Source organism: Luteimonas sp. MC1825, from assembly GCF_014764385.1.
Classification (GTDB): domain Bacteria; phylum Pseudomonadota; class Gammaproteobacteria; order Xanthomonadales; family Xanthomonadaceae; genus Luteimonas.
On the sequence record NZ_CP061714.1, the window covers coordinates 650,068 to 674,950 of the forward strand.

Annotated in this window: 30 protein-coding genes; 7 read left to right on the plus strand and 23 right to left on the minus strand. The window is 71.4% G+C overall.

All coding sequences use genetic code 11. From position 1 onward, the window contains the following. Positions 1–100 precede the first annotated feature (100 nt). The 14 genes from IDM46_RS03010 to IDM46_RS03075 form a co-directional block, all read right to left on the minus strand. Positions 101–1,039, minus strand: coding sequence for a 2OG-Fe(II) oxygenase (locus tag IDM46_RS03010; RefSeq protein WP_185114772.1), 939 nt, complete (start codon positions 1,037–1,039; stop codon positions 101–103). Continuing rightward, positions 1,036–2,760, minus strand: coding sequence for a phosphoenolpyruvate--protein phosphotransferase (gene ptsP / locus IDM46_RS03015; RefSeq protein ID WP_185114773.1), 1,725 nt, complete (start codon positions 2,758–2,760; stop codon positions 1,036–1,038). Before ptsP ends, IDM46_RS03010 begins: the two co-directional genes overlap by 4 nt. Next, positions 2,760–3,029 (minus strand): HPr family phosphocarrier protein, encoded by a 270-nt coding sequence (locus tag IDM46_RS03020; protein ID WP_182822652.1) that lies wholly within the window; start codon positions 3,027–3,029, stop codon positions 2,760–2,762. Before IDM46_RS03020 ends, ptsP begins: the two co-directional genes overlap by 1 nt. Before the next feature lie 12 nt (positions 3,030–3,041). Continuing rightward, complete coding sequence (locus IDM46_RS03025) at positions 3,042–3,434, minus strand: PTS sugar transporter subunit IIA (protein WP_185114774.1); 393 nt, start codon at positions 3,432–3,434, stop codon at positions 3,042–3,044. A gap of 67 nt (positions 3,435–3,501) precedes the next feature. Continuing rightward, positions 3,502–4,371 (minus strand): RNase adapter RapZ, encoded by an 870-nt coding sequence (gene rapZ / locus IDM46_RS03030; RefSeq protein ID WP_182822648.1) that lies wholly within the window; start codon positions 4,369–4,371, stop codon positions 3,502–3,504. Beyond that, positions 4,368–5,324, minus strand: coding sequence for an HPr(Ser) kinase/phosphatase (gene hprK / locus IDM46_RS03035; RefSeq protein WP_182822646.1), 957 nt, complete (start codon positions 5,322–5,324; stop codon positions 4,368–4,370). The genes rapZ and hprK overlap by 4 nt, the downstream gene beginning before the upstream one ends. Next, a complete protein-coding gene (locus tag IDM46_RS03040; RefSeq protein ID WP_182822644.1) occupies positions 5,321–5,788 on the minus strand; it encodes a PTS sugar transporter subunit IIA in 468 nt (155 codons plus the stop codon). Before IDM46_RS03040 ends, hprK begins: the two co-directional genes overlap by 4 nt. A 26-nt stretch (positions 5,789–5,814) precedes the next feature. After that, positions 5,815–6,144 carry a ribosome-associated translation inhibitor RaiA gene (raiA, locus tag IDM46_RS03045; protein ID WP_182822642.1) on the minus strand — a complete coding sequence of 110 codons (330 nt, stop codon included), beginning with the start codon at positions 6,142–6,144 and terminating at the stop codon, positions 5,815–5,817. 107 nt (positions 6,145–6,251) lie between these two features. Continuing rightward, the gene (locus tag IDM46_RS03050; protein WP_185114775.1) at positions 6,252–7,697 is read right to left on the minus strand and encodes an RNA polymerase factor sigma-54; all 1,446 of its coding nucleotides are present in this window, start codon (positions 7,695–7,697) and stop codon (positions 6,252–6,254) included. A gap of 35 nt (positions 7,698–7,732) precedes the next feature. Next, positions 7,733–8,452, minus strand: coding sequence for an LPS export ABC transporter ATP-binding protein (gene lptB / locus IDM46_RS03055; protein ID WP_182822637.1), 720 nt, complete (start codon positions 8,450–8,452; stop codon positions 7,733–7,735). Next, positions 8,452–8,973, minus strand: coding sequence for a lipopolysaccharide transport periplasmic protein LptA (lptA, locus tag IDM46_RS03060; protein WP_223878013.1), 522 nt, complete (start codon positions 8,971–8,973; stop codon positions 8,452–8,454). Before lptA ends, lptB begins: the two co-directional genes overlap by 1 nt. Next, positions 8,954–9,514, minus strand: coding sequence for an LPS export ABC transporter periplasmic protein LptC (lptC, locus tag IDM46_RS03065; protein WP_182822633.1), 561 nt, complete (start codon positions 9,512–9,514; stop codon positions 8,954–8,956). The genes lptA and lptC overlap by 20 nt, the downstream gene beginning before the upstream one ends. Then, a complete protein-coding gene (locus IDM46_RS03070; protein WP_185114776.1) occupies positions 9,511–10,059 on the minus strand; it encodes an HAD-IIIA family hydrolase in 549 nt (182 codons plus the stop codon). The genes lptC and IDM46_RS03070 overlap by 4 nt, the downstream gene beginning before the upstream one ends. Before the next feature lie 10 nt (positions 10,060–10,069). Continuing rightward, entirely contained in the window at positions 10,070–11,077 is a 1,008-nt protein-coding gene (locus IDM46_RS03075; RefSeq protein WP_182822628.1) for a KpsF/GutQ family sugar-phosphate isomerase, read from the minus strand. Between the two features lie 126 nt (positions 11,078–11,203). On the opposite strand from IDM46_RS03075, the gene IDM46_RS03080 reads away from it, so the two are divergent. Together IDM46_RS03080 and murA are read left to right on the plus strand one after the other, a co-directional pair. Next, positions 11,204–11,440, plus strand: coding sequence for a BolA/IbaG family iron-sulfur metabolism protein (locus IDM46_RS03080; protein ID WP_182822626.1), 237 nt, complete (start codon positions 11,204–11,206; stop codon positions 11,438–11,440). Continuing rightward, entirely contained in the window at positions 11,440–12,699 is a 1,260-nt protein-coding gene (gene murA, locus IDM46_RS03085) for a UDP-N-acetylglucosamine 1-carboxyvinyltransferase (RefSeq protein WP_182822623.1), read from the plus strand. Before IDM46_RS03080 ends, murA begins: the two co-directional genes overlap by 1 nt. 118 nt (positions 12,700–12,817) lie before the next feature. On the opposite strand, the gene IDM46_RS03090 is transcribed toward murA, so the two are convergent. Genes IDM46_RS03090 through purM form a run of 4 tightly spaced genes read right to left on the minus strand, consistent with a single transcriptional unit; the run spans position 12,818 to position 16,051 of the window. After that, positions 12,818–13,528: a DUF3108 domain-containing protein gene (locus tag IDM46_RS03090; protein ID WP_182822621.1), complete on the minus strand. Its 711-nt coding sequence runs from the start codon at positions 13,526–13,528 to the stop codon at positions 12,818–12,820. Next, entirely contained in the window at positions 13,529–14,305 is a 777-nt protein-coding gene (locus IDM46_RS03095) for a DUF3108 domain-containing protein (protein ID WP_185114777.1), read from the minus strand. Positions 14,306–14,315: 10 nt separating this feature from the next. Continuing rightward, positions 14,316–14,996: a phosphoribosylglycinamide formyltransferase gene (gene purN, locus IDM46_RS03100; RefSeq protein WP_223878014.1), complete on the minus strand. Its 681-nt coding sequence runs from the start codon at positions 14,994–14,996 to the stop codon at positions 14,316–14,318. 11 nt (positions 14,997–15,007) lie between these two features. Further along, complete coding sequence (gene purM, locus IDM46_RS03105) at positions 15,008–16,051, minus strand: phosphoribosylformylglycinamidine cyclo-ligase (protein ID WP_223878015.1); 1,044 nt, start codon at positions 16,049–16,051, stop codon at positions 15,008–15,010. A gap of 102 nt (positions 16,052–16,153) precedes the next feature. Here purM and IDM46_RS03110 point away from each other — a divergent pair, with 102 nt between their 5' ends. From IDM46_RS03110 to hda, 3 genes are read left to right on the plus strand one after another with little or no spacing between them, the layout of a single operon-like run. Next, on the plus strand, positions 16,154–17,233 hold the full coding sequence (locus IDM46_RS03110) for a DUF2066 domain-containing protein (RefSeq protein WP_185115244.1): 1,080 nt from the start codon (positions 16,154–16,156) through the stop codon (positions 17,231–17,233). An 11-nt stretch (positions 17,234–17,244) separates the two neighbouring features. Beyond that, positions 17,245–18,411 carry an AI-2E family transporter gene (locus tag IDM46_RS03115; RefSeq protein ID WP_182823837.1) on the plus strand — a complete coding sequence of 389 codons (1,167 nt, stop codon included), beginning with the start codon at positions 17,245–17,247 and terminating at the stop codon, positions 18,409–18,411. Beyond that, a complete protein-coding gene (gene hda / locus IDM46_RS03120; RefSeq protein WP_182822615.1) occupies positions 18,408–19,103 on the plus strand; it encodes a DnaA regulatory inactivator Hda in 696 nt (231 codons plus the stop codon). The genes IDM46_RS03115 and hda overlap by 4 nt, the downstream gene beginning before the upstream one ends. Positions 19,104–19,116: 13 nt before the next feature. Here the strand turns inward: hda and rnk are convergent, their stop codons facing one another. The 3 genes from rnk to IDM46_RS03135 form a co-directional block, all read right to left on the minus strand. Then, positions 19,117–19,527: a nucleoside diphosphate kinase regulator gene (gene rnk / locus IDM46_RS03125; RefSeq protein ID WP_182822613.1), complete on the minus strand. Its 411-nt coding sequence runs from the start codon at positions 19,525–19,527 to the stop codon at positions 19,117–19,119. 145 nt (positions 19,528–19,672) lie between these two features. Further along, positions 19,673–20,476 (minus strand): M15 family metallopeptidase, encoded by an 804-nt coding sequence (locus IDM46_RS03130; protein ID WP_185114779.1) that lies wholly within the window; start codon positions 20,474–20,476, stop codon positions 19,673–19,675. 9 nt (positions 20,477–20,485) lie between these two features. Beyond that, positions 20,486–21,046: a hypothetical protein gene (locus tag IDM46_RS03135; RefSeq protein WP_185114780.1), complete on the minus strand. Its 561-nt coding sequence runs from the start codon at positions 21,044–21,046 to the stop codon at positions 20,486–20,488. A gap of 81 nt (positions 21,047–21,127) precedes the next feature. Here IDM46_RS03135 and purT point away from each other — a divergent pair, with 81 nt between their 5' ends. Continuing rightward, a complete protein-coding gene (gene purT, locus IDM46_RS03140) occupies positions 21,128–22,342 on the plus strand; it encodes a formate-dependent phosphoribosylglycinamide formyltransferase (RefSeq protein ID WP_185114781.1) in 1,215 nt (404 codons plus the stop codon). 34 nt (positions 22,343–22,376) lie between these two features. Next, on the plus strand, positions 22,377–22,802 hold the full coding sequence (locus IDM46_RS03145) for a hypothetical protein (protein WP_182822605.1): 426 nt from the start codon (positions 22,377–22,379) through the stop codon (positions 22,800–22,802). Positions 22,803–22,841: 39 nt separating this feature from the next. Here IDM46_RS03145 and IDM46_RS03150 read toward each other — a convergent pair whose 3' ends face one another. Then, complete coding sequence (locus IDM46_RS03150; protein WP_185114782.1) at positions 22,842–24,089, minus strand: endonuclease/exonuclease/phosphatase family protein; 1,248 nt, start codon at positions 24,087–24,089, stop codon at positions 22,842–22,844. Then, a complete protein-coding gene (locus IDM46_RS03155; protein ID WP_185114783.1) occupies positions 24,086–24,811 on the minus strand; it encodes an arginyltransferase in 726 nt (241 codons plus the stop codon). Before IDM46_RS03155 ends, IDM46_RS03150 begins: the two co-directional genes overlap by 4 nt. Positions 24,812–24,883: the final 72 nt, after the last annotated feature.

Genomic DNA, 24,883 nt, shown 5'->3' on the forward strand with positions numbered 1-24,883 from the left:
CTTCCGGGGAGCGTCGCGCGACGTGATGCGCGACAGGATCAGGCGTTCATGCGCGCATTATCGCCCGCATGCACCGCTGTTGCCCACCGCCGTGTGCGCGTTATCCGCGCGTGTGGCGCAAACGACCGGCCGCGCGCCGTGCCAGCCCCGCCAGCCGCCCGATGGTGGACTGGTCCAGCCTGGCCTGCAGGCCCTCGAGTTCGCGGTACAGGCGCAGGTTGTGCTGGTCGCGCCGCGCGAGGAGTTCATGCAGCGCGGCGACGTCATCGGCATCGAGTACGTGGCCCGGCTGCAGGTGCGCCGGCAGTGGCCGGTCCACGTAGACCGTGGAATGCCGCGGCGCGGTTTGGCCGGCATGGCGTTCGCGGGTATAGAAGTACAGCGCCACCGATTTACGCGACAGGTCGGAGCGACCGGCGGGCAGGTGGATTTCGGGGAAGCCGTGCCAGCTGTGCTCGGTGGTTTCGAAGATCACGCAGCGGTTGAACAGCGGCAGCACCGACGCGACCTCGTTGTTCGCCGGATCGCGCGGATCGCGGTGCAGTTCAAGCGCGCCACCCCAGTCGGCCTGCCACGCGTGGTTGAGGTAGACGATGAGGTTGAGCCGCCGGTGCCAGCCGGTCGCTGGGTGGTGGTTGAAGTCGACGTGGACGTCGAGGCTCTGGCCGTCGCGGTTGTCGTGGCTGCCGCCGCCGAAGTAGTCGCGGTCGTACAGCAGGCCGGGGATGCCGGTCATGCGGCCGACCAGGTCCAGGAACGCGGGCGACTGCACGCAGTCGTCCAGCGCCCGCCAGGCGTCGCCCAGCCCGCGGATGCCTTCGACCACGGACTTGCCGCCCGCCTCGCCGTGCTCGTTGCGGTGGTCTCCGCGCGCGAAGGCGGGAAACTCGCGCAGCAGCGCGTTGGCGAACGCGTCGTCGAAGAAGCCATCGATCACGCAATGGGCGAACGGCCGCGCCGAGGTGAAGCGCGCGCGCACCGCATCCGCCGCAGCGGCGACGTCGGGCGCAACGAGCGGGAGCGCGGACGCGTCGCTCACGTGCCGGCCTCGCACTGCCGCAGCCAGCGGGCGATGCCGGCGCGGTTGCGGGCGCGCAGCAGCGCCGGCGCGCGCTGCAGCAGTTCGCCTAGGTGGTGCGCGCGCACCGCGCGGCGGACTTCGAGCAGCGTGCCCGGATGCAGGCTGAACTCCTCGAGCCCGAGGGCGAGCAGCAGCGGGGTGAACATCGCATCGCCCGCCATCTCCCCGCACACCGCCACCGGTGTGTCGTGCGCGCGCGCGGTGGCGATCACCGCCTGCAGCAGCTGCAGCACCGCGGGGTGCAGCGGACTGTGCAGCGCGTCGAGTGCGTCATTGCCGCGGTCGGCGGCAAGCAGGTACTGCACCAGGTCGTTGGTGCCGATGGAGATGAAGTCCAGCTTGTCGATCAGCGACGGCAGCGCGAGCGCCGCGGCCGGGACCTCGATCATCGCGCCGAGCGCGATGTTCTCGGCCACCACATGGCCTTCGCGTCGCAGCCGCAGCGTTGCCTGGCGCACCGCGCGGCGCACCGCGATCACCTCTTCGCGGCACGTCACCATCGGCACCAGGATGCGCAGCGGGCCGTAGGCGGATGCGCGCAGGATCGCGCGCAGCTGCGTCTCCATCACATCGGGCCGGCGCAGGGCCAGGCGCACGCCGCGCACGCCCATGGCCGGGTTGGGCTCGTTGACCAGGGCCAGTCCGCTGCGGTCGGCCTTGTCGGCGCCGACATCGAGCGTGCGGATGGTGACCATGCGCCCGGTCATGCCGAGCACGAGGTCGCGGTAGGCGAGGAACTGCTCGTCCTCGTCGGGAAGTTCGTTGCGCTGCAGGAACAGGAACTCGGTGCGGTACAGGCCCACCCCCGCCGCGCCGAGCGCATGCGCCTCGGCCACGTCCTCGCGCGATTCGGCGTTGGCGAACAGGCGCACATCCATGCCGTCGCGGGTGCGCGTGGGCTCGCGGCGCAGGCGGTGCAGCTGGCGGCGTTCGCGCTGGCCCTCGCGCACGCGGGCGCGGTGCGCGAGCAGGTCGTCGCCATCGGGGTCGACGATGACCAGCCCGGTGCTGCCGTCGATCAGCAGCACGTCGCCGTCGTTGACCTGGCCGAGCGCGTGCGCGGCGCCGACCACCAGCGGCAGGTGCAGGCTGCGCGCGAGGATGGCGCTGTGCGACAGCGTGCTGCCCCCGGAGGTGACGATGCCGAGCACGCCCTGCGACTGCAGGCGCGCGACTTCCGACGGCGCCAGCGCGTCGCTGACCAGGATTTCGCCAGCCACGCCCTCGACGGTGGCATCGTGCTGGTGCAGCACGGCGTGCACGCGGCGGATGACGTGGTCGATGTCCTCGATGCGGCTGCGGAAGTAGGGGTCGTCCATGCCTTCGAACACCGCGGCCAGGCGGTCGCGTTGCAGGCGCAGGGCATAGTCGGCGCCGTACAGCCCCTTCGCGATCAGGTCGTCGAGGCCCTGCAGCAGTTCCGGGTCGTCGAGCAGCAGCCCGTGCAGGTCGAGGAACTCGCCCACCTCCTGGGCCAGCGCGCCGTGCAGCCGCGAGCGCATCATGCGCAATTCCTCGCGCACGGCATCCAGCGCCTGGTGCAGGCGCGCGAGCTCGCCGGGCACGTCGGCCACGCCGATGTGCTCCTCCGCGACCACCAGCGCATGCGGCTGGCGCACCCGGGCTCGCCCGAGGGCATTGCCCCGCGATGCGCCGTGGCCGGGCAACTCCCTGCGCATCAGCTGTCCTCGTCGAAGCGCCGCTCGAACAGGGCGGCGACGTCGTCTGCCGCCGCCTCCTCGTCAACGCCATCGGTGCGCAGCAGCACGGCGGTGCCCGGCCCGGCGGCCAGCAGCATCACGCCCATGATGCTCTTGGCGTTCACCTCGCGGCCCTTCGCCGTGAGGGTGACGTTGCAGGCGTAGCCCGACAGCGCCTGCACCAGCTTGGCGGTGGCGCGGGCGTGCAGCCCGAGCTTGTTGGAAACCAGCAGTTCGCGCTCGATCATGGCTGCCTTGCCTCATGCGTCATCGTGGAGCACTCCATTGCGCGCGCCGGCGGCGGCCACCGCGGGCAGGTCGTCGAGCGTGAGCTCGGGATAGTTGAGCACGCGCAGCAGCATGGGCAGGCTGAGCGCGGAGATGCGCCGCACCGGCGTGCCCAGGCGCGCCAGGCGCGCGGCGAGGTTGCTTGGCGTGGCGCCATACAGGTCGGTCAGCACCAGCACGCCGTCCCCGCCGTCCGCCCGGCGCAGGGCCGCGCTCGCCTGTGGCAGCAGCGCATCCGGATCGCCCTCGAACGGCACCTCGAAGACCTCGACGCGCAATGGCAGCGTGCGCAACAGGGTGGTCGCCACCGCGGCGAGCGCGGTACCGATGCCTTCGTGGGTGACCAGGAGGATGCCGACTGTCATCGGCACAAATTAGCAGAGGCGGATGACCGTCAGGAAGCGCCGGCGCGCCGATCGATGTCCGGACGACTCAATCGAGCTCGCGGTGGTGGGTGGCGACCTCGTGCCAGCCCTGCGCGCGCGCGTGCGCGGCCATTGCCTCGGCGAGGTAGACCGAGCGGTGGCGGCCCCCGGTGCAGCCGAACGCGATGGTGACGTAGCTGCGCGTCGACGAACGCATGCGCGGCAGCCAGATGTCGAGGAAGTCGGAGACGTGCTTGCGGTACTCCAGCACGTCCGGCTGCGCCTCCAGGTACTCGCGCACGCCGTCGTCGCGCCCGGACAGGGGCCGCAGGCGGGCGTCCCAGTGCGGGTTGGGCAGGGCGCGTGCGTCGAACACGAAATCCGCGTCCTGCGGCACGCCGTGGCGGTAGGCGAAGGACTCGAACAGCAGCGACAGCGATGAATCCATCGCAAGCCCGAGCTCGGTGAGCACGCGCCGGCGCAGCTGGTGCACGTTGAGCTCGCTGGTGTCGATGATCACGTCGGCCTGCGTGCGCAGCGGCTTGAGCACCTGGCGCTCGAGCGAGATCGCGTCGTTCAGCGCCAGCCCCAGGCGGGTCAGCGGGTGGCGGCGGCGCGTGTCGGAGTAGCGCTTGAGCAGCACGTCGTTGCGGGTATCGAAGAACACCAGCCTGGGATCGAGGCCCATCGCGCCGACCGCCGACAGCCACTCCGGGAGGTTGGCGAGGTCGCCGCGGCTGCGCACGTCGATGCCCACCGCGAGCTTCTGCGAGGCGCGCTCGGGATGCGTGGCGCTGCGCACGAAATCGGGCAGCAGTTCGGCCGGGAGGTTGTCGACGCAGTAGAAATCGATGTCTTCGAACGTGTTGAGCGCGACCGTCTTGCCGCTGCCCGACATGCCGCTGACGATCAGCAGGGAGTGGCCGGCATCGCTCACGACGAACCCTCGAGGAACCTGGAATGGCGTGCGAGGAAGGCGACCGCAGGGTCGGCACCCTTCGCGCGCAGCATGTGGGTGCGGGTCGCCGCTTCGGTGAGCACCGCGAGGTTGCGGCCGGGCATGACGGGAAGGGTGATCATGGGGACATCGAGGTCGAGAACGCGGCGGAAGCCGAGGTCGCCGGTCAGGCGCACCATGCCACTGGGGTCGCGGACCTCGGCGGTGGATTCCGGGCGCGCCAGGTGCACCACCAGGCGCAGGTACTTGTTCCGCTTGACCGCGGTGTCGCCGAACATCTCGCGGATGTTGAGCACGCCCAGGCCGCGCAGTTCGAGCAGATCCTGCAGGAGTTCGGGACAGGTGCCGTCGAGCACGTCGGGCGCGATCTGTGCGAACTGCGGGGCATCGTCGGCCACCAGGCGATGGCCGCGGGTGACCAGCTCGAGCGCCAGCTCGCTCTTGCCGGTGCCCGACTCGCCCGTGATCAGCACGCCCACCGAATAGATCTCCATGAACACGCCATGCAGCGTGACCTGCGGCGCGAGCGCACCGGCCAAGTGGTACTGCAGCAGGTTCAGCAGTTCGTGCCCGCGGCGCGGCGACGACCACAGCGGAGTGGCGGACTCCTCGGCCATTTCACGCAGGTCCTGCGGACAGGACTGGTCCTTGCTCACCACCAGCGCCAGCGGCCGGTACTGCAGGATGCGCTGCAACGTCTCCCAGCGCATGCGCGAATCCAGCCCGTCCAGCCAGGCGAGCTCCTCCGAGCCGAGTATCTGCACCTTGTTGGGATAGATGATGTTGAGGTAGCCGGCAAGCGACGGGCGTCGCGCAACGGTGTCCACCGTTTCCAGCTGCCGCACCGCGCCTTCCTGGCCCGACAGCCAGCGCAGGCCCAGCCGCTCGCGCAGCTGCTCGAAAAGTTCACGCGCGGTGATCGCGGCATTCATGGCGTGGCAGGTCCGGCGACGGCGTCGCGCAGCAGCAGGCCACGCAACGCCGGCAGGTCGGGCGCGGCGCGCAGCGCGTCGCGGAAGCCGGCATCGGCGAAACGGGTGGCGAGTTCGGAGAGGGTATCGAGGTGCTGCTGCGCATTGCCGCCCGGCACACCCATGGCGAACACCAGGTCGACGGGCGCGCCGTCGGGCGCGCCGAAGTCCACGGGTGGCGAGAGCTTCAGGAACGCCGCGCTGGCCGCATGTGCGCCGCTGCGGCAGTGGGGGATGGCCACCCCGTGGCCGATCGCGGTGCTGCCGACCGCCTCGCGCCCGCGCAGGCCGGCGGCCAGCGCCTCGCTGGCCGCGGGATCGGCGCTGCACAGCAGGCGCGCGGCGGCTTCAAGCACCTGGTCGCGGGTGCCGGGCGCCGACAGCAGCACGATGCGCTCGGCGGCCAGCAGGTCGGTGTAAGGCATCCCCCCGGGCCCTCCCTGTGGCGGCGTCAGCCGACCTCGCCGTCACGCAGCGGATTGCCGCCACGGCGGTGCTGGTCGATGAGCTTCTTCTTTTCCTTTACCAGCATGCGGTCGAGCTTGTCGGCGAGGAGATCGATCGCGGCGTACATGTCGACCGCGCGGGCATCGGCGTGGAGCATCTTGCCGGACACCGAAACGGTGACCTCGGCGAGGTGGTCGGGCTTGTCGATGCTCAACTGGGTGCGCATTTCCAGCGGCGGATCGTAGAGCTTGGAGAGCCTCCCGAGCTTGGTCTCCACGTACTCGCGCAGGGCAGGTGTGACATCCATCTGCTGGCCATGGGTCTCGATACGCATCGGCAACCTCCTCGTTCGGTGGGAACCCAGCATCGCGCATGTCGACGGCGCGATGGTCATGGACAGGTTAACCCACGGCCGGTAGGCCGGAAAGGTTGCATCGCCGTTCAGGAGATGCGCACGCGCTCGTGCGATGACGCGATGTGCAGCGCCTCGCGGTACTTGGCCACGGTACGCCGGGCCACCGGCACGCCGCTGTCCTTCAGGCTTGCCGCCAGGCGCGCGTCGGACAGGGGCTTGCGCGGGTCCTCGGCATCCACCAGCTTGCGGATCATGTCCTGGATGGCGGTGCTGGACGCCTCGCCGCCGGAGCCGGTGTCGATGCCGGACGCAAAGAACGCGCGCAGCGGCAGGGTGCCGCGCGGCGTGTGCACGTACTTGCGCGAGACCGCGCGCGAGACCGTGGACTCGTGCATGCCGATCTGCGCCGCCACTTCGCGCAGGGTGAGCGGGCGCAATGCCTGCGCGCCGAATTCGAGGAAACCCGACTGCTCGCGCACCAGGCAGCGCACCACCTTGAGCAGGGTCTCGCCACGCGCCTCGATGTTCTTCAGGAGCCAGCGCGCTTCCTGCAGCCGCCCGCGCAGGTAGCCGGCATCGGCGCCGGCGGCGTGCTGCAGCATCTGCTCGTAGCCGCGGTGGATGGTCAGCCGCGAGTGGCTGCCGCCGGCCAGCACCACGCGCCACATGCCGTTGCGGCGGACGATGCTGCAGTCGGGCACCACGTAGGTGTCCTGCGGCATGCCGCCCACCTGCGCGCCGGGGCGCGGATCCAGGCTGCGGATGAGGTGCAGGACGGTGTCGGCCTCCGCCCCGTCGCATCCCAGCGCTTCCGCCAGTCCGGACACGCCGAGGCGGGGCAGGCGGTCGATCAGGCTGGACACGGCGCGGCGTGCGCCCGCCAGGCCGGGCGTGTCGGCGGGCAGGGCGGCCAGCTGCAGCAGCAGGCATTCGCCGAGGTCGCGTGCGCCCACGCCGGTGGGATCCATGCGCTGGACCTTGTCCAGCACGCAGGCGACCTCGGTTTCGCTGCAGTCAAGCTCGGGTGCGAGGCCCTCGGCGATCGCGGCCAGCGGCTCGCGCAGGTAGCCGTCATCATCGATGGCATCGACGATCGCCTCGCCGATCGCGACTTCGCGCGGCGACAGGTGGCTCAGGTTGAGTTGCCAGGACAGGTGGTCGCGCAGTGTCTCGGACTGGGCGATGCGCTCCGAGGCGTCGCCATCGCCGTCGCCGTCGTCACTGCCGCCACCGCCGCCGCTCCCGGACCACGCGCCGTCGCCATCGTCCTGCCAGGCGTCGTCGCCGCGGTCGTCCTCGCGAGCGGCTTCGGCGCCGTTGCCAGCGGAGTCGTGGTGCTGGTCGCCGTCAGCGCCATCGGCATCGCCGGCCGCGGCGGGCTCTGCCCAGTCGAGCAGCGGATTGCTTTCGACCGCCGCGTTGATCTCGGCCTCGAGCTCGGGCGTCGCCAGCTGCAGCAGGTGCAATGCCTGGCGGAGCTGGGGCGTGAGCACCAGCTGTTGTCCCAACGATGTCTGCAGGCGAGGCTTCACGGCGTCCCCGGTTCATGGCGGGCGACGCGCGACGGCTACAGGCGGAACGCGTCCCCCAGATAGACCCGGCGCACGTCGGGATTTGCCAGCAGCGCGTCCGGAGCCCCCTGCGCGAGCACGCCACCATCACTGAGGATATACGCGCGGTCGCAAATGCCCAAGGTCTCGCGCACGTTGTGGTCGGTGATGAGCACGCCGATGCCGCGGTTCTTGAGGTGGCGCACGATGCGCTGGATCTCGCCCACCGAGATCGGATCGACGCCGGCGAAGGGTTCGTCGAGCAGCATCAGCCGCGGCTTGGCGGCCAGCGCGCGCGCGATCTCGACGCGGCGGCGCTCGCCACCCGACAGGCTGGCGCCGGCCTGGCCGGCGACATGGGTGACCTGGAGCTCGTCCATCAGCTTGGCCAGCTCGGCCTCGCGGCCCTGCCGGTCGAGGTCGTCGCGCAGCTCGAGCACCAGCATGATGTTGTCGGCGACGCTGAGCTTGCGGAACACCGAGGGTTCCTGCGGCAGGTAGCCGACGCCGAGGCGGGCGCGACGGTGCATGGGCTCGCCGGTGATGTCGCGGCCGTCGAGGACGATGCGGCCGGCGTCGGCCGGCACCAGGCCGACGATCATGTAGAAGCAGGTGGTCTTGCCCGCGCCGTTCGGGCCGAGCAGGCCGACGACTTCGCCGGCATCGAGGGTGAGGCCGAACTCGCGCACGACCTCGCGCTGGCCGTAGCGCTTGCGCAGGCCCTCCGCGACCAGCATCAGCCGCCACCCGGCGAGGGCTTCGCGCCCTTGGGCAGGATGCGCGTGCGGATCTGGCCGCCGGCCGCGCTGCCTGCGCCCTGCACCTGGCCGGTCCGCATGTTGTAGGTGATGCGCGCGCCGCTCATCGTGCCGCGCCCCGGCTGCACGAGTTCGACATTGCCGGTGAACACCACCGTCTCGGTGCGCAGGTCGTAATCGACGTTCTGGGCGCTGGCGTCGATCGCGCCGCCACTGTCGAGCTGCTGCTTCAACCGCACCGGCGCACCGGTGAGGATGACCTTCTCGATGTCGTCGCCGCCACGGCGCACGTCGGCCTTGCTGGCGCGGATGTCGAGCGTGCCCTGCACGATGTGCACGTTGCCGGTGAACACGCAGGGACCGCCGGTGTCCTCCACCGAACAGGCCATGGTGCTGGAGTCGATGTCCATCGGCTGGTTGCGGTCGCTGGACCTGGCCCACGCGGAGCCCGCGCACGCAAGGGCGAGGACCGTCAGGAGGCTAGCGGCGCGTGGGGACATAGCGGGTCTGTACCTTGGTGAGGAGCTGGAGGCGCTTTCCGGCCAGGTCGGCTTCCATACCGGTGCCGCGCATTGTAGTGCCGGGCTGGCTGACGGTCACGGCAACGGCGGAGCGGGCCCGTCGCGTGCCCGGGAAGACATCGAGTTCTTCGGTCTCCATGCGCATGTCGCGCGCACCGGCGGGGTCGGTGACCGCCAGCACGTCGCCGCGCAGGCGCATCTCTTCGCTGTCCGCGCTGATCCATCCGGTGCGCGCGCGCAGGTCCCAGTACAGGCCGTCGCGCTCGGGCAGCAGGAAGACCGGCGACGCGAGCGCCATGGTGCCGTCGCGCGGGTCGCGCTTGAGCGAAGGCGCACGCAGCGTGAACGCCTCCTTGCCGTCGCTGTCGAGCGAGACCAGTTCGAAATCCTGCAGCACGTAGTCCGGCCGCTGGCTGGTGGCGGACGCCGGCGCGTCGCCGGCGCGCTGGCGCCAGGCTGACCAACCACTCACCAGGGCGGCCACCAGCAGCAGCAGCGTGACGGGCGTGCGCCAGGTCATTGCGGCATGCCGCCGGCGCCCGCAGCGCCGGCATCGATCGCGGCCAGCACGAGGTCGCAGAACTCGCGCGCCGCGCCTTCGCCCCCGCGCCGCGTGGCCTGCCAGTGGACGTGGCCGAGAATGGACGGATGCGCGTCGCCGGGCGCCGCGGCAAATCCGACCGCGCCCAGTACCTCGAGATCGGTCAGGTCGTCGCCCATGAACGCCACTTGGGTGGCGGCGAGCCCAAGCCGCTCGCGCATCGCTTCGATGCAGGCGCGCTTGTCCTTCACGCCCACGTGGACGTCGACGCCGAGGTCGCGCGCGCGGTGTTCGGCGGCGCGGCTGTCGCGCGCGGTGACGAAGGCGACGGTGATGCCGGCGCGGCGCAGCAGCGACAGGCCCATGCCGTCGTGCACATGGAAGGCCTTGCTCTCGCGGCCGTCGTCGCCGATGTACAGGCGACCGTCGGTCAGCGTGCCGTCCACGTCGAAACACGCGAGGCGCACGCGGGCGGCGCGGGCGAGCACGTCGGAGGAAACACTGGCGGGGGGCGCGGGAGGCATGGGCGGCGGATCAGACCACGCGCGCGCGCAACAGGTCGTGAATGTTCAGTGCGCCGACCACGCGGCCATCGCCATCCACCACCATCAGCCCGTTGATCTTGTGTGTCTCCATCAGGCGTGCAGCTTCCACGGCCAGGGCATCGGCGTCGATCGTCACCGGTGCGCGCGTCATCAATCCGGCAATGCGCGTCGCGTGCACGTCGATGCCCGGCACGGCCAGCGTGCGGCGCAGGTCGCCGTCGGTGTACAGGCCGAGCAGGCGGCCGTCGTCGTCGACCACCGCGCTCATGCCCAGGCGCTTGCGGCTCATCTCCACCAGCACGTCACCGAGGGTGGCGTCGCCGTGCACGCGCGGCACGTCATCGCCGGTGTGCATGATGTCGGCGATGTGCAGCAGCAGGCGCCGGCCGAGCGCGCCGGCCGGGTGCGATCGCGCGAAGTCGTCCGCGGTGAAGCCGCGCGCTTCGAGCAGGGCGACCGCCAGCGCGTCGCCCATCGCCAGCGAGGCGGTGGTGCTCGCCGTCGGCGCCAGGTGCAGCGGACAGGCCTCGTCGGGCACGCTGACATCCAGGTGCACGCTGGCCGCCAGCGCCAGGGTGGAGCGCGGGCGCCCGGTCATGCACACCAGCGCGTTGCCCTGGCGTTTCAGCACCGGCAGCAGCATCAGCACTTCGTCCGACTCGCCGGAGTAGGACAGGGCGAGCAGCACGTCGGCATCGGTGACCATGCCGAGGTCGCCGTGGCCGGCTTCGCCCGGGTGCAGGAAGAAGGCGGGCGTGCCGGTGGAGGCGAGGGTGGCGGCGATCTTGCGCGCGATGTGGCCGGACTTGCCCATGCCGGTGCAGACCACGCGGCCGCGGCACGCGAGCAGCAGCGTGCAGGCGCGCGAGAAATCGCCGTCGATGCGCGCGGCCACCGCCGCCAGGCCCTTGCGTTCAATGTCGAACACGCGCCGGCCACTGGCCGCGAAGTCGTACGCCGCCGCCGCGCCGGGTGTCTGGTTGCTGCTGTCGGGCATTTCCGGGCGAGGGCCTTTTCCGCTACGCTATCGTGTTCATATTACGCGGATTGCCGCGAGGCCGGCGACCCGCCGTGCACGCCTCCGGCAACCGCCCCACGTGCCCACATGACCGGAGCGACCGCCTTGGACGCAGACACCATCCGCAAGCTGATCGAGCAGGGACTGCCTGGCGCCCGGGTCGAGGTCCGCGGCGACGACGGCGTGCATTTCGAGGCGCTGGTGGTGCACCCGGACTTCGCCGGGCGCCTGCCGCTGGCCCGTCACCGCATGGTGTACGCCACGCTCGGCGCGCTGATGGGCAACGAGATCCATGCGCTCGCCCTGCGCACCCACACCCCTGACGAGCAGCGGACCGCCTGATGCAGAAGATCGAGGTGACCGGCGGCGTGGCCCTGGAGGGTGACGTGCGCATTTCGGGCGCGAAGAACGCCGTGTTGCCGATCCTGTGCGCCACGCTGCTGGCCGACGAGCCGGTGGCGATCGGCAACGTCCCGCACCTGCACGACGTGGTCACCACCACGCGTGTGCTGGCCGGGCTGGGTGCGGGCGTTGAGCACGATGCCGACGGCAGCCACATCATGGTCGACCCGCGCAGCGTCGACAGCCACGTGGCGCCCTACGAACTCGTGCGCACCATGCGCGCCTCGGTGCTGGTGCTGGGTCCGCTGGTCGCGCGCCACGGCGCCGCCGAGGTCTCGCTGCCTGGCGGCTGCGCCATCGGTTCGCGCCCGGTCGACCTGCATATCCGGGCGCTGGAAGCGCTGGGTGCCGAGATCGTGGTGGAACACGGTTTTATCAAGGCGCGTGCCGGCCGCCTGCGCGGCGGCAACGTCATGTTCGACATCGTCAGCGTGGGCGCGACCGAAAACGTGCTGATGGCGGCCACCCTGGCGCTCGGCACCACGGTGATCGACAACGCCGCGCGCGAGCCGGAAATCGTCGACCTGGCGGCCTGCCTGCGCGCGATGGGCGCCGACATCGAAGGCGAGGGCACGTCGCGGATCGTCGTGCGCGGCGTCGAGCGCCTGCATGGTGCGCGCCACGACGTAGTGCCCGACCGTATCGAGGCCGGGACGTTCCTGGTCGCCGCGGCGATGACAGGTGGCCGCGTCACCGCGACCAACGCGCGCGCCGACACCATGGATGCCGTGCTGGCCAAGCTGGGCGAGGCCGGCGCCGACATCGGCATCGACGGCGACCGCATCTGCGTGGACATGCGCGGCCGGCGCCCGCGCGCGGTCGACATCGTCACGGCGCCGCATCCGGCGTTCCCCACCGACATGCAGGCGCAGTTCATGGCCATGAACTGCATCGCCGATGGCATTTCGACCATCGACGAGACGATCTTCGAGAACCGTTTCATGCACGTCAACGAGCTCATGCGGCTCGGCGCGGACATCCACATCGAAGGCCACCGCGCCACCGTCACCGGTGTCGATCGGTTGAGCGGCGCGCCGGTGATGGCCACCGACCTGCGCGCGTCGGCCTCGCTGATCCTGGCCGGGCTGGTGGCCGACGGCGAAACGCTCATCGACCGCATCTACCACCTCGACCGCGGCTACGAACACATCGAGCGCAAGCTGTCGGGGCTTGGCGCGCGGATCCGACGGATCGACTGACGGCACGAAGACTGGGGGAAACGCCGACGCAGGGCGCCGGCCACCACAGGGGTCCAAACGAAAGAAGCCCCGCAATGCGGGGCCTCGTGTTTGCGCTACGGGAGCTTCGCGGGGGACTTCACTTGACCGCGGTCAGCCGCAGGTCGATGTCGTCCTTGCCGTCGCGGCGCTGCAGCACGCGTGCCGGGACCGGCAGCCCGTCGACCACCCAGGCGATGATTTCGCGCTTGCCGTCCTTGCGCACCACGCGCGTCGCCTTGTGCGACTTGCCGGCAACCGCGATGGTCTCCTCGCCGGCGACCGTGAACTGCTGGCGCTTGGCCCGCCCGTCCTCCACCAGCCGATAGTCCAGCGGCTTGCCGGCGGCCACGTCGCGCACCAGCACCAGGTTCATCAGCATGCCGTCCAGGTCGCCCGCCTGCAGCGCCACCGGGCCGGCACGGTCCGGCTTGACGTCGCCGGTCCAGCGCGCAACCCCCTGGTTCCAGTCGTAATTCGCGGTCACCGCCTTGCGCTTCACCAGCATGGCCGCCAGGCCATTGGTGCCGCGCTGGCTGTCGGTGCTCGAGATCGGTCGCCACTGTCCGTCATGGACTTCGAACACGGTGCTCTGCGCCATTTCGGCGCCCATGCCGGCGAGGTCGAGGCGGTACTCCCAGCGTTCGTTGCCCTTGCTGGCGAGGCTCATGGTCGCGGTCGCTTCCATGCCCTTGTAATTCGCCGCGTAGTCGGCGGAGAACGGCTTGATCGCGAGTGCCGGCGCACTGGCCATCGCGACCAGCGCGGCGGCGACCGCGATGAGGGGCTTTCGGCGGTTGGACATCGGCATCTATTGCACTCCTTGGTAAGCGGTCAGCTGCAGGTCGATGGCGTCTTCGCCATCCTGCCGCTGCAGGATGCGCACCGGCGTCGGAACACCACGTGCCACCCAGAAGATCGTTTCATCATTGCCGCCATTGGTGCGTGAAACACGCATGGCGTCGTAGCTGAGCCCGTCGACGACGACGTTCTCGGTGCCGGTCGACACGGCGTATTCGTGGTCGCGCACGCGCCCGCCATCGACGAAGCGGTAGTGCAGGGTGCGGCCCGGTGCGGCATCGCGCACGATCGCCAGGTTGATGAGCAGCCCGCTCATGTCGCCCTCGCGCAGCACCACGGGCGCGCGGCGCGCCTCCTTGATGTCGCCCGTCCAGCGCGCCTCGCGCCTGCCCCAGTCGTAGGTGCCGTGCACCTTGCGGCCGAAGAACAGCGCCTTGCGCACCGTGCTCTGGCTCAGCGGCCGGTACTGCCCGTCGCGCTCGTCGAACAGGGTTTCCTGGTCGATGTCGAGCTGCACCAGGCGCGCCACGCCACGGTTGCCGGTGATGTCGAGCTCGACGCGCCAGCGCGCCGGCTCGCGCGCCAGGCGCATGCTGGCGGTGCCCGCGGGCTTGCCGGCATTGCGTGCGTCATAGGTCGCGATGAAAGGCGAAAGCGCCGCCGGCGCGCTGTCGGTCGCCCGCGGCGCGACCGGCACCGCGTCCGGCACGCGCTGCGCGTCGACCGCGGCGGCCGACGCCAGCAGCGGGAACAGGCACAGCGCCAGCAGGGCGGGAGTGGTCTTCATCGAACGCCCATCATGCTGCGAGGTGGTTGGCTGCCAGCTGAAGCGGCGTGTCGATGACGCGCCGGTCCAGCAGCACCACGCCGCCCCGCAGCGCAAGGCGACCGCTGACGAGCAACCCCAGTGTCGCCACGAGCAGGGGGTATTCAACCTCGAGGACGCGCGCGGCGAGCGTCGCGGCGTCGTCATCCGGCTGAACCGCAACCCGCGCCTGCGCGATCACCGGGCCACCGTCGAGGTCGGCGGTGACGAAATGCACGCTCGCGCCATGTTCGGCCACCCCCGCCGCGATCGCGCGCGCATGCGTGTCCAGGCCCTTGAACGCCGGCAGCAGCGACGGGTGGATGTTGACGATGCGCCCCGCCCACGGCGCCAGCACGGTGGCACCCAGCAGGCGCATGTAGCCGGCACAGACGATGAAATCCGGTTGCAGGGCGACGACTTCGGCGAACAGCGCGGCATCGAACGCGTCGCGTGACGCGAAGTCGCGCGGGCGCAGGGCGAGCGCGGGAATACCGGCCGCGTGCGCGCGCGCCAGCGCGGGTGCCTTGGGGCGATCGCCGAGCACGCCCACGACGCGTGCAGGCAGGCGTCCTTCGGCAATGGCGTCGAGCAGCGCCTGCAGGTTGCTGCCGCGCCCCGATGCCAGCACCACCAGTCGCGGTGAGGCCGCCGCAGCGTCGGGGGTGGCCACGGCGATCGCCGTCAGCCGATGTGCACGCGCGGCGCGTCGCCGGCAGCGACCACTTCGCCGATGCGCCAGTGGCCGAGCGCAAGCGCGTCGAGCTTCGCCTCCACCGCCGCCGCGCGCGTCGCCGACACCACCAGCACGAAGCCGATGCCGCAGTTGAACGTGCGCCACATTTCCTCGCGCGCCACCGCACCTTCGCGCTGCAGCCAGTCGAATACCGCGGGCATCGTCCAACTGGAGGCATCGATGCGCAGGCCCAGCCCTTCGGGCACCACGCGGATGATGTTCTCGGTCAGGCCGCCGCCGGTGATGTGCGCCATGGCATGCACGGCATCGCCCTCCGCGCCGCGCAGCAGTTCCAGGATCGGCTTCACGTACAGCGCGGTCGGCGCCATCAGCGCGTCGTCGAGGCGGGTGCCGCCGAGGTCGAGGTCGCCGGGGCGCCCGGCGCGGTCGTAGATGCGGCGCACCAGCGAGTAACCGTTGGAGTGCGGGCCACTGGACGCGATGCCGATCAGCAGGTCGCCGGCCTGCACGCGGCCGCCGTCGCGCAACTCGGATTTCTCCACCGCGCCGACCGTGAATCCGGCCAGGTCGTAGTCGCCCGGCGCGTACATGTCCGGCATCTCGGCGGTTTCGCCGCCGATCAGCGCGCAGCCGGCGAGCTCGCAGCCGCGCGCGATGCCGCCCACGACGGCGACCGTGGTGTCGATGTCGAGCTTGCCGGTGGCGAAATAGTCGAGGAAGAACAACGGCTCGGCGCCCTGCACCAGCACGTCGTTGACGCACATGCCCACCAGGTCGATGCCGATGGTGTCGTGGCGGCCGAGCTGCTGCGCGAGCTTCAGCTTGGTGCCCACGCCGTCGGTACCGGAGACCAGCACCGGCTCGCGGTACTTGCCGGACATGTCGAACAGCGCACCGAAGCCGCCCAGGCCGCCCATCACCTCGGGGCGGAAGGTCCGCTTCACCAGCGGCTTGATGCGCTCGACGACTTCGTTGCCGGCATCGATATCGACGCCTGCGTCGCGGTAGGTCAGCGGGATGGGGGTGGTCACGATGGCTCGCCGGGACGGGGAAACGGCGATTTTAGCAGTCCCGGAGCGACCTTCATGGACGCCACGCCCCCACTGCGGCACCATTTCGCCATGAACCGGATCCTGGGAACGACAATGTCGAAGGCGTGGCTGCTTGTGTTGCTGGTCGCACTGCTGGTTCCCGGATGGGCGCAGGCGCAGCGCATGGAAGGAGATCGCGCCGGTGCCCAGGGGCTGTACGAGGCCGAGGTGACGGTGTCCAGCCAGGCCGAGGCGGCGCGGCAGTCGGCATATTCGCGCGCCCTCGCGCAGGTGCTCGGCAAGTTGTCCGGCGATCGCAGCGTCGCTGGTCGCCCGGGCGTGGCGCGCGAACTGCGCCGCGCCGGGGATTTCGTCGCCGGGTACGACTATCGCCAGGACGAAGGCCGCTCCGCCGCGGGTGCGCCGACCTACTCGACCACCTTGGTGGTGCGCTTCCGCGAGGACGACGTGGACGCGATCGTCGCCACGCTGGGCCTGCCGGTCTGGCCGCAGCCGCGCCCGAAGCCGGTGCTGTGGCTGGCGATCGATGACGGCAGCGGCCCACGCCTGGTGGCGCTGGCGCAGAACACCGTGGCACGGCCGGTACTCGACCGCGCCATCGAACGCGGCTACCGCCTGGGCCTGCCGAACGGCAGCGCCGCCGAGCAGGCGACGGTGGGGGCCATCTGGCGCGGCGACACCGCGGCGATCGCGCGCCTGTCGGCGCGCTACAACCCGCCGATGCAGCTGATCGGCAAGCTGTACCGCGGTGGTGGCGGCTGGAAGGCCGACTGGACCTTCGTCGACGCGGGCCGCGTGCTGTCGACCTGGACAACCGAAGAGGCCAGCGCCCGCCGCGCGATCGCCGGCGGTGCCGACGGCGCCGCCAATGCCCTGGTCCGACGCTATGCCAAGGCCAGTCCCGTCGGCCAGCCGGGCGTCGAGCGCGTGGTCATCAGCGGCATCGGCAGCGCCAGCGATTTCGTGCGCCTGTCGTCGTGGCTGCATTCCACTTCGGTGGTGCGCGGCATCCGCCCGCTGCGCGCGACGCCCAACACGCTGGAGCTCGAGCTCGACCTGCTGACCGGCCTGGCGGGCTTCCGGCGCGTGCTGGACGGCGACGTGCTGGCCGAGTCGCCGGACAACATCGAGGGCGTGCCGCCGGTGTTCATCCTGCGATGAGCCAGCCAACCCTGCCCGACGGGCCCGATGTCGTGATCTCGCGCTTCCTGGTGCGCCTGCAGCGCGCCGCGCTGCTGCTGGCGGTCGGTTGGCTGGTGTGGGTGCTGGCACCGGTGCTGACCCCGTTCGTGCTCGCCGCGATGCTGGCGTGGCTGGGCGATCCGCTGGTCGACCGGCTCGAGGCGCGTGGTCGCTCGCGCAACGTCGCGGTGCTGCTGGTGTTCACCGCGATGCTGCTGCTGCTGGCACTGGCGCTGCTGATCCTGGTGCCGATGATCGTGCGGCAGGTGTCCACCCTGGTGGAATCGCTGCCCGGCTATGGCGACTGGCTGCTGCAGACGGCCCTGCCCTGGGTGGAAGCGCGCACCGGCCTGGACATCCTCGGCTGGCTGGACCCGGAGCGCCTGACCACGTACGTGCGCGACCACTGGGAGCGCGCCGGCGGGATGGCCGCCACCGCGCTCGGCTTCGTGTCGCGCTCGGGCTTCGCGGTGCTGGGCTGGGTGACCAACCTGGTGCTGCTGCCGGTGATCACGTTCTTCTTCCTGCGCGACTGGGACCGCATGGTGGAGCGCGTGGCGGCGATGGTCCCGCGCGACCACCTCGATACCGTGACGCGGCTGGCGCGCGATTCCAGCGATGTGCTGGGCGGCTTCCTGCGCGGGCAATTCCTGGTCATGCTGATCCTCGGCGTGATGTACGGCGTCGGGCTGTGGGGCGTCGGCCTCGAGGTGGGCCTGCTGATCGGCCTGATCGCCGGCCTGCTGACCTTCGTGCCCTACCTCGGGCCGGCCAGCGGCATCGTGCTCGGCGTGATCGCGGCGCTGGTGCAGTTCGGCGACTGGCAACACGTGGCCGGGGTGCTGGTGGTGTTCGGCATCGGACAGGTGATCGAGAGCTACTGGCTGACGCCCAAGCTGGTGGGCGACCGCATCGGCCTGCACCCGGTTGCGGTGATCTTCGCGGTGCTCGCCGGTGGCCAGCTGTTCGGCTTCCTGGGCATGCTGCTGGCGCTGCCCGCGGCGGCGGTGGCGAACGTGCTGCTGCGCTTTGCCCATGAGCGCTACACGGCCAGCCGCCTGTATGCCGGGCAGGCGCCGACCATCGTGGTCGCGTCTGGCGGGCCGACCATCGTGCTGCCGGATGACCACGCGGAAAAGGACAGCGGCGGCACGTGAGCAGGCAGTTGCCGCTGGCGCTGCGCTATCCACCCGACCAGCGATTCGACAGCTTCGTCGGTGCACCGGCGGGCGCGCTCGAGCAGATGCGCGTGCTTGCCATGGGCGAGGGCGAGTGGCTGTACCTCGCCGGCGCCGCCGGCACAGGCAAGACCCATCTCGCGCTGGCGGCCTGTGCCGAGGCCGAGGCACACGGCCGGCGCACCGCGTACGTGCCGCTGGCCGCGGCCGCGGGACGGCTGGGTGACGCGCTGGAGGCGCTGGACGGCATGGCGCTGGTCGCGCTGGACGGCCTTGAGGCCATTGCCGGCGCGCGTGCCGACGAGATCGCGCTGTTCGATTTCCACAACCGCGCGCGCGCAACCGGCAGCCAGGTGCTCTATGCCGCGCGGGCCGCGCCGGATGCGCTGCCGCCTGGCCTGCCCGACCTGCGTTCGCGGCTGGCGCAGTGCGTGCGCATCACGCTGCAACCGCTGGATGACGAGGGCCGCTCCGAGGTGTTGCGGCTGCGCGCGCGACGTCGCGGGCTGCAGTTCGACGAGGCGGCGATCGCGTGGCTGCTGCGGCGCACCGGGCGGGACCTGGCCGGCCTGACGGCGCAGCTCGATGCCCTGGACCGGGCATCGCTGGCGGCGCAGCGGCGGGTGACGGTGCCGTTCCTGCGCCAGGTGCTGGGTCCCGACGCCGCGTAGGCGCCGGCGCCGCTCAGCGGTGGTACTCGCCGGCCCGTTCGGGCTGGTAGGTGACTTCTTCGATGCGCACCTTGACGGTGCCGCCGCCGGGCTTGGGCCATTCCATCTCGTCGCCCTGCGACAGGCCGAGCAGGGCGCTGCCTACCGGGGCCAGTACCGAAATGCGGTCGGCGCTGCCGTCGGCATCACGTGGATAGACCAGGGTCAGGTTGAAGTCCTCTCCCGGGCCGACGCGGAAGCGCACGGTGGAATTCATGGTGACCACGGTGGGCGGCACGTCCTTCGGGCCGACCACTTCGGCGCGCAGCAGCTCGGCCTCGAGCGCCGCGCGGCCGGGGAAGCTGCCGTCCGGGAGGGATTCGAGCAGGCTTTCGAGCCGCTCGGCGTCCAGGCTGGACATGATGATCTTGGGTCGGGTTTCCACGCGTGCTTCTCCTGCATGTGGGCCTGCCGCCAGCAAGACGCCCCGGGTCGACTGGCGTCGGCCCCGGGGCGCGGAATGGTCGGCGGCAATGATTTGCTTGGACTCCACTGTAGCGGGAGCCGGCGGCGAGCTCAATCCGTGCCGCTCAGGCCCCGAAGCGCCAGTGCCAGGGTTCGTGGACGATTCCGTGGGGGTTGTCGCGCGGGTAACTCATGGTGAAGCCGTGCGCGCCGGCGTTGGTTGTCAGCCAGGCGAACGCCGGGGTGGCTTCGAAGCTTTCCTCGGCGGCGGGTTCGCCGGGGGCCGAAATATCCAGCGCCCGGCCGGAATGGTGTTCGGACCAGCCCGGGGCCGCGTTCACCGCCAGGATCGCTTCGAGCGCCAGCCCGCGGGCCAGCTTCCGCTCGAGGATGCCGAGCTGGTAGTCGTGGCTGCGGTAGCCGGAGATCGCCTCCAGTACGATGCCCTCGCGCAGCGCGGCCGCCACCATCACCCGCCAGGCCCGCGCGGCATCGGCGCGCAGCCACAGCGCGCGGCGGTAGCGGTCGTGGCCGGCGTGCGCGAGCCACGCGGGTTCCGGCACCAGTTCCAGGCCGGTGCGCGCGGCGTAGGCGTGGCCGTCGATGCCCAGCGCCTCCAGCCTTGCTTCGATCCGCTGCACGGGGAGCGTGGCGACCGCATCCAGGCCGGCGCGTTCATGGTGGACCGGATGTGCGAGTGCTTCGAGGGCGGCATCGATGCCGGGTTCGCGCGCCAGCCGCGGCACCAGCGCGAGCAGGCCTTCGGGCAGTTCCGCGGCCAGCAGCGCGCCGTCGCGCTTGCGGCGCAGGACCGTGCGCGCACGGGCCAGCGCACGGGCATCGCGGTTGCCGCGCGCGCGCAGCACGCCCCCCGGCCAGAGTTCGATCTCCGGGGTATTGCACAGGATCCGGTCGCTGCCGCGGCGCATGGCCGTGGCCTAGGCGGCGACGCCGGCGCCGGTTCCGGCATCGGCATCCGCATCGGTGTCGGCGCCGGGCGCCGCGTCCGTGTCGCCAGCCGGCCCGGTGGCACCGTCCGCGGCGGGCGCGGGTCCGGCCTGCGGGCCTTGGTCAAGGTTGTAGAACAGGCCTTCGATCCGTCGGTCCGGCCCCACGGTGATCGAGGCCTGCATCACCAGCTGGCCGCGCTGCACCGGTACTTCCACCACCGCCGCGTCGCCGACCCGCTCCACCCGCGGCTCGCCGCGCGTGCTCTCGGGCGCACGCCGCGCGTAGACGGCGTGGGTCCGCTGCAGGTCTTCCACGCTCAGCGTGTCGCGCAGGTCCACCGAGAACGCGTCGCGCGCCTCGTCGACCTTGCCGGCGTCGAACAGGTCCAGGAAGCGCGTGGCGATGGCGACCGCCTCGTCGTCGGTCACCGGCGCGGCGGGCCGGGCGCAGGCCGTGGAGGCGAGCAGCAGGCTGGCAACGAAGCCGGCGAGGGCGAAGCGGGCGGCGCGGCGAAGGCGCGCAGGGCGGCGGGCGTCGATGGCGGTCATCTGGATCCTCTCGGGGCGGTGCGGCGATCAGGAGTCGATTGTGCCCCATACACTGGCATCCCCTTGCCGCCAGGAATCCGGATGATCCGCCTTGGTACACCGCTCTCCGCACATGCCACCCGTGTCCTGCTGCTCGGTTCCGGCGAGCTGGGCAAGGAAGTCGCGATCGAACTGCAGCGCCTGGGGGTGGAGGTGGTCGCCGCCGACCGCTACGCCGACGCGCCGGCGATGCAGGTTGCCCACCGCAGCCACGTGCTGGACATGCTCGACGGCGACGCGGTCTGCCGGCTGATCGACCAGGAGCGCCCGCACATCGTGGTGCCGGAACTCGAGGCCATCGCCACCCGCACCCTGGTCGACCTGGAGCGCGAATCCGCCGCTGCGGGGGGCGAGGACGGCCCCGTGCTGCGGGTGGTACCGACGGCGCGCGCGGCCTGGCTGACCATGGACCGCGAAGGCATCCGCCGGCTCGCGGCCGAAACGCTTGGCCTGCCGACCTCGCCGTACCGCTTCGTCGACACGCATGCCGAATACCGCGCGGCCGTCGCCGCGATCGGCCTGCCTTGCGTGGTCAAGCCGGTGATGTCGTCGTCCGGCAAGGGCCAGAGCACGCTGCGCGCGGAGGCCGACATCGACGCCGCCTGGGACTACGCGCAGCGCGGCGGCCGCGCCGGCGCCGGGCGCGTGATCGTCGAGGGCTTCGTCGACTTCGACTACGAGATCACCCTGCTGACCGTGCGCCACGCGGCCGGCACCACGTTCTGCGAGCCGATCGGCCACCTGCAGCGCGACGGCGACTACCGCGAGAGCTGGCAGCCGGAGCCGCGGATGACGCCCGCGGCGCTGGCGCGCTCGCAGGCGGTCGCGCGCGCGGTCACCGACGATCTCGGCGGCTGGGGCGTGTTCGGCGTCGAACTGTTCGTGAAGGGCGACGAGGTGTGGTTCTCGGAAGTGTCGCCGCGGCCGCACGACACCGGCCTGGTCACCCTGGTCTCGCAGGAGCTGAGCCAGTTCGCGCTGCATGCGCGCGCGATCCTCGGGCTGCCGGTGCCGGTGATCCGCCAGTGGGGCGCATCGGCCTCGTGCGCGGTGCTGGCCGAAGGCCACGGCGTGCCGGAGTTCGGCAATGTCGATGCCGCGCTGCGCGCGCCCGACACCGCGCTGCGCCTGTTCGGCAAGCCGCGCGTTGAAGGCCAGCGCCGCGTCGCGGTGACCCTGGCGCGCGCGGCCGATGTCGACAGTGCCCGCGCGAGCGCGCGTCACGCCGCCGCGGCGCTCAGCATCGACCTGCGATGATGGCGACCACGCAACCGACAGGAACCGACCCGCGATGAAAGGCCGTGACGGCTATGCCGTGTTCTTCTTCCCGCAGGCACTCGAAGCGCTGGGCGAGGCGATCAAGCCCTACATCCAGGACAACCCGGTGGTCGGCCAGCACCTGTCGTGCGACGAGATCGACACCGGCGGTGGCCTGATCGAAATGACGATGAAGGGCCACACGCCCGCCGGCGAGGACGTGACCCTGGAAATGATGGTGCCGGCAACGATGGTGCGCATGGTCGTGTCGCGGCAGAGTGGTGGCATGTTCGGCTTCGGGCCGCGGACCTACGACGCTGCGGCCGGCGCGCTGCCGGTCATCGCCGGGCCGGCGCCTCCCGCCAGTGCCCCACCGCAGTCCGTGCCGGAAGGCGGCCCTGGTGGCGACGTGGCGCCGGTGGCCGACCCCGGCGACGCGGCGGCCAAGCCCGCCCCATAGGCCCGGGCATCTTCCCCCTCGAGCGGGTGGAGGATCAGGTCACCCGGCGAGATCCACCCACACCAGGCGGTGGTCGCTGCCATCGATGATCGCGGCATCCGGCGTGCCCGGCGCCGGCCAGAACACGCCGCTGTCGATGGCGCGGAACCCGCTCGACGGCAGCACGTAATCCAGCCGCAGCGGTCCGACCCGCGCGCCGAAATCGCCGGTGGCATGCGCGACCGCGCCGCGCCGTCCGGGCTTGTCGGCACCTGCAGCGTAGGCAGCGCCATCGCCACGCGGCGTGGCCATGCGCAGCACCCGCGGATGCGCCAGCAGTTCGACGATCGCTTCGTGGCGACCGTCGCCGTCGGCGGGATCGTTGTTGAGGTCGCCGAGGATGGCAAAGCGCGCGCCCGCGGCCAGCCCGCCGCAGCGCCCCTGGTCATCGCATAGCCAGTCCGCGTTGCCCGCCGAGAGGTATTCGCTCCACAGCCGGATCTCGTCGTGGTTGCGCGCACTGTTGCGGCGCTCGGCGCCGTCGAACACCGGCGGGGTGGGGTGCGAGGCCAGCACGTGCACCACGCCCAGCGGCGTGCGCACCGGCACGTCCCAGTGCGATTTCGACGACAGCCGCAGCTGGTTCCAGATTGCGTCCGCGTGCCACGGCGCGCCTGTCGCGGGATCGAGCGGCCGCGCCGCCCTGGGCATCGCGCTCCAGCGCAGCAGCTGGAACGTGCGGGCCGCGGCCGCGTCGATCGGATGCATCGACAGCAGCAGCATGCCGTACTGGCCCGGGTGCAGGCCGTAGCCCCAGGCATCGTTGCCGCGCTCGCGCCGCGCCGCCGGGGTCTCGCCGGGTGCCGCCGCCGCGGCGCCGACGGTGCCGCTGCGGTCGAGGTCCAGGCCGCTGGGCACGCCGGTGTTGACGGGCGCGAAATAGCGGTACGGATAGCGCAGCGCCTCGCCGCCGCCGGCCTGCGGCTGGCCGAGGTAGTCGCGCTGGAACAGGTCGGCTGCGCGGCCCTCGGGGTCGTGGTCGAACTCGTTGAGCAGCACGATGTCCGGGCGCACGCGCTGCAGCACCGCGGCCACCTTGCGCGCGTTGGCGTCGCCGGTCGCGAGCCGCCGCTGCAGGCCGCCGGCCTCGTCGGAATACAGCGAGGTGTTGTAGCTGGCGATGCGCAGGGTGTCGGGTCGGGTCATGGCCTGTCCGGGGTCGCCGTGGACGTTCACGCGCACGCAGCCGGCAAGCAGCGCGCAGCACAGCAGCATCGCCCAGCGGCGCGTGGCGGCGCGCCTGCTCATGCGCCGCACTCCTGGCGTGGAAAGGACTGCCAGTTGCGGCCGTCGAAGCGTTCGAGGGGTTGGAACCTGCGCTTGTAATCCATCTTGCGGTGTCCCTGGATCCAATAGCCGAGGTAGAGGTGGCGACGCGCGTCACGGCGCGCCCAGTCCAGCTGGTGCAGGACCGCCAGCGTACCCAGGCCGCGCGCGGCCTCGTCGGGATCGTAGAAGGTGTAGACCGCCGACAGCGCATCATCGACCAGGTCGGTGACCGCCACGGCGACCAGGCGATGGTCGATGCGCAGTTCCAGGAAGCGCCCATCGGACCAGCTGCCGACCAGGAACTGGTCGAACTCCGCCTTGCCGTGCGCGTCCATGCCGCCGCCGGCATGGCGGCCGGTGAGGTAGCGGCGGTACAGCGCGAAGCGTTCGTCGGTTTCGCCAGGCGTGGTGATGCGCGCCTCGACATCGGCGTTGCGCGCCCTGCACCGACGCTGGCTGCGGTCGGGCCTGAAATCCGCGACCGGGATGCGCACCGCGACGCAGGCGTGGCAGCCGTGGCAGTGCGGGCGGTACACCAGGTCGCCGGAGCGGCGAAATCCGCGTTCCAGCGCGCGCGGATAGGCGGCTGGCAGGCGCGGGTCGCCCGGGTCGAGCACGAGGTCGCGCGCCTCGCGTTCGGGCCAGTAGCCGCAGGCATGCTCCGCGGTGTGGAACAGGCGCATGGCGCCCTGCTCAGCCATGGCGGCGGGCAATTCGCGGTGGCACGTGGCGGGCGCGGTGCATGCGCACAGGATAGCGCCGCGTGTCGCAGG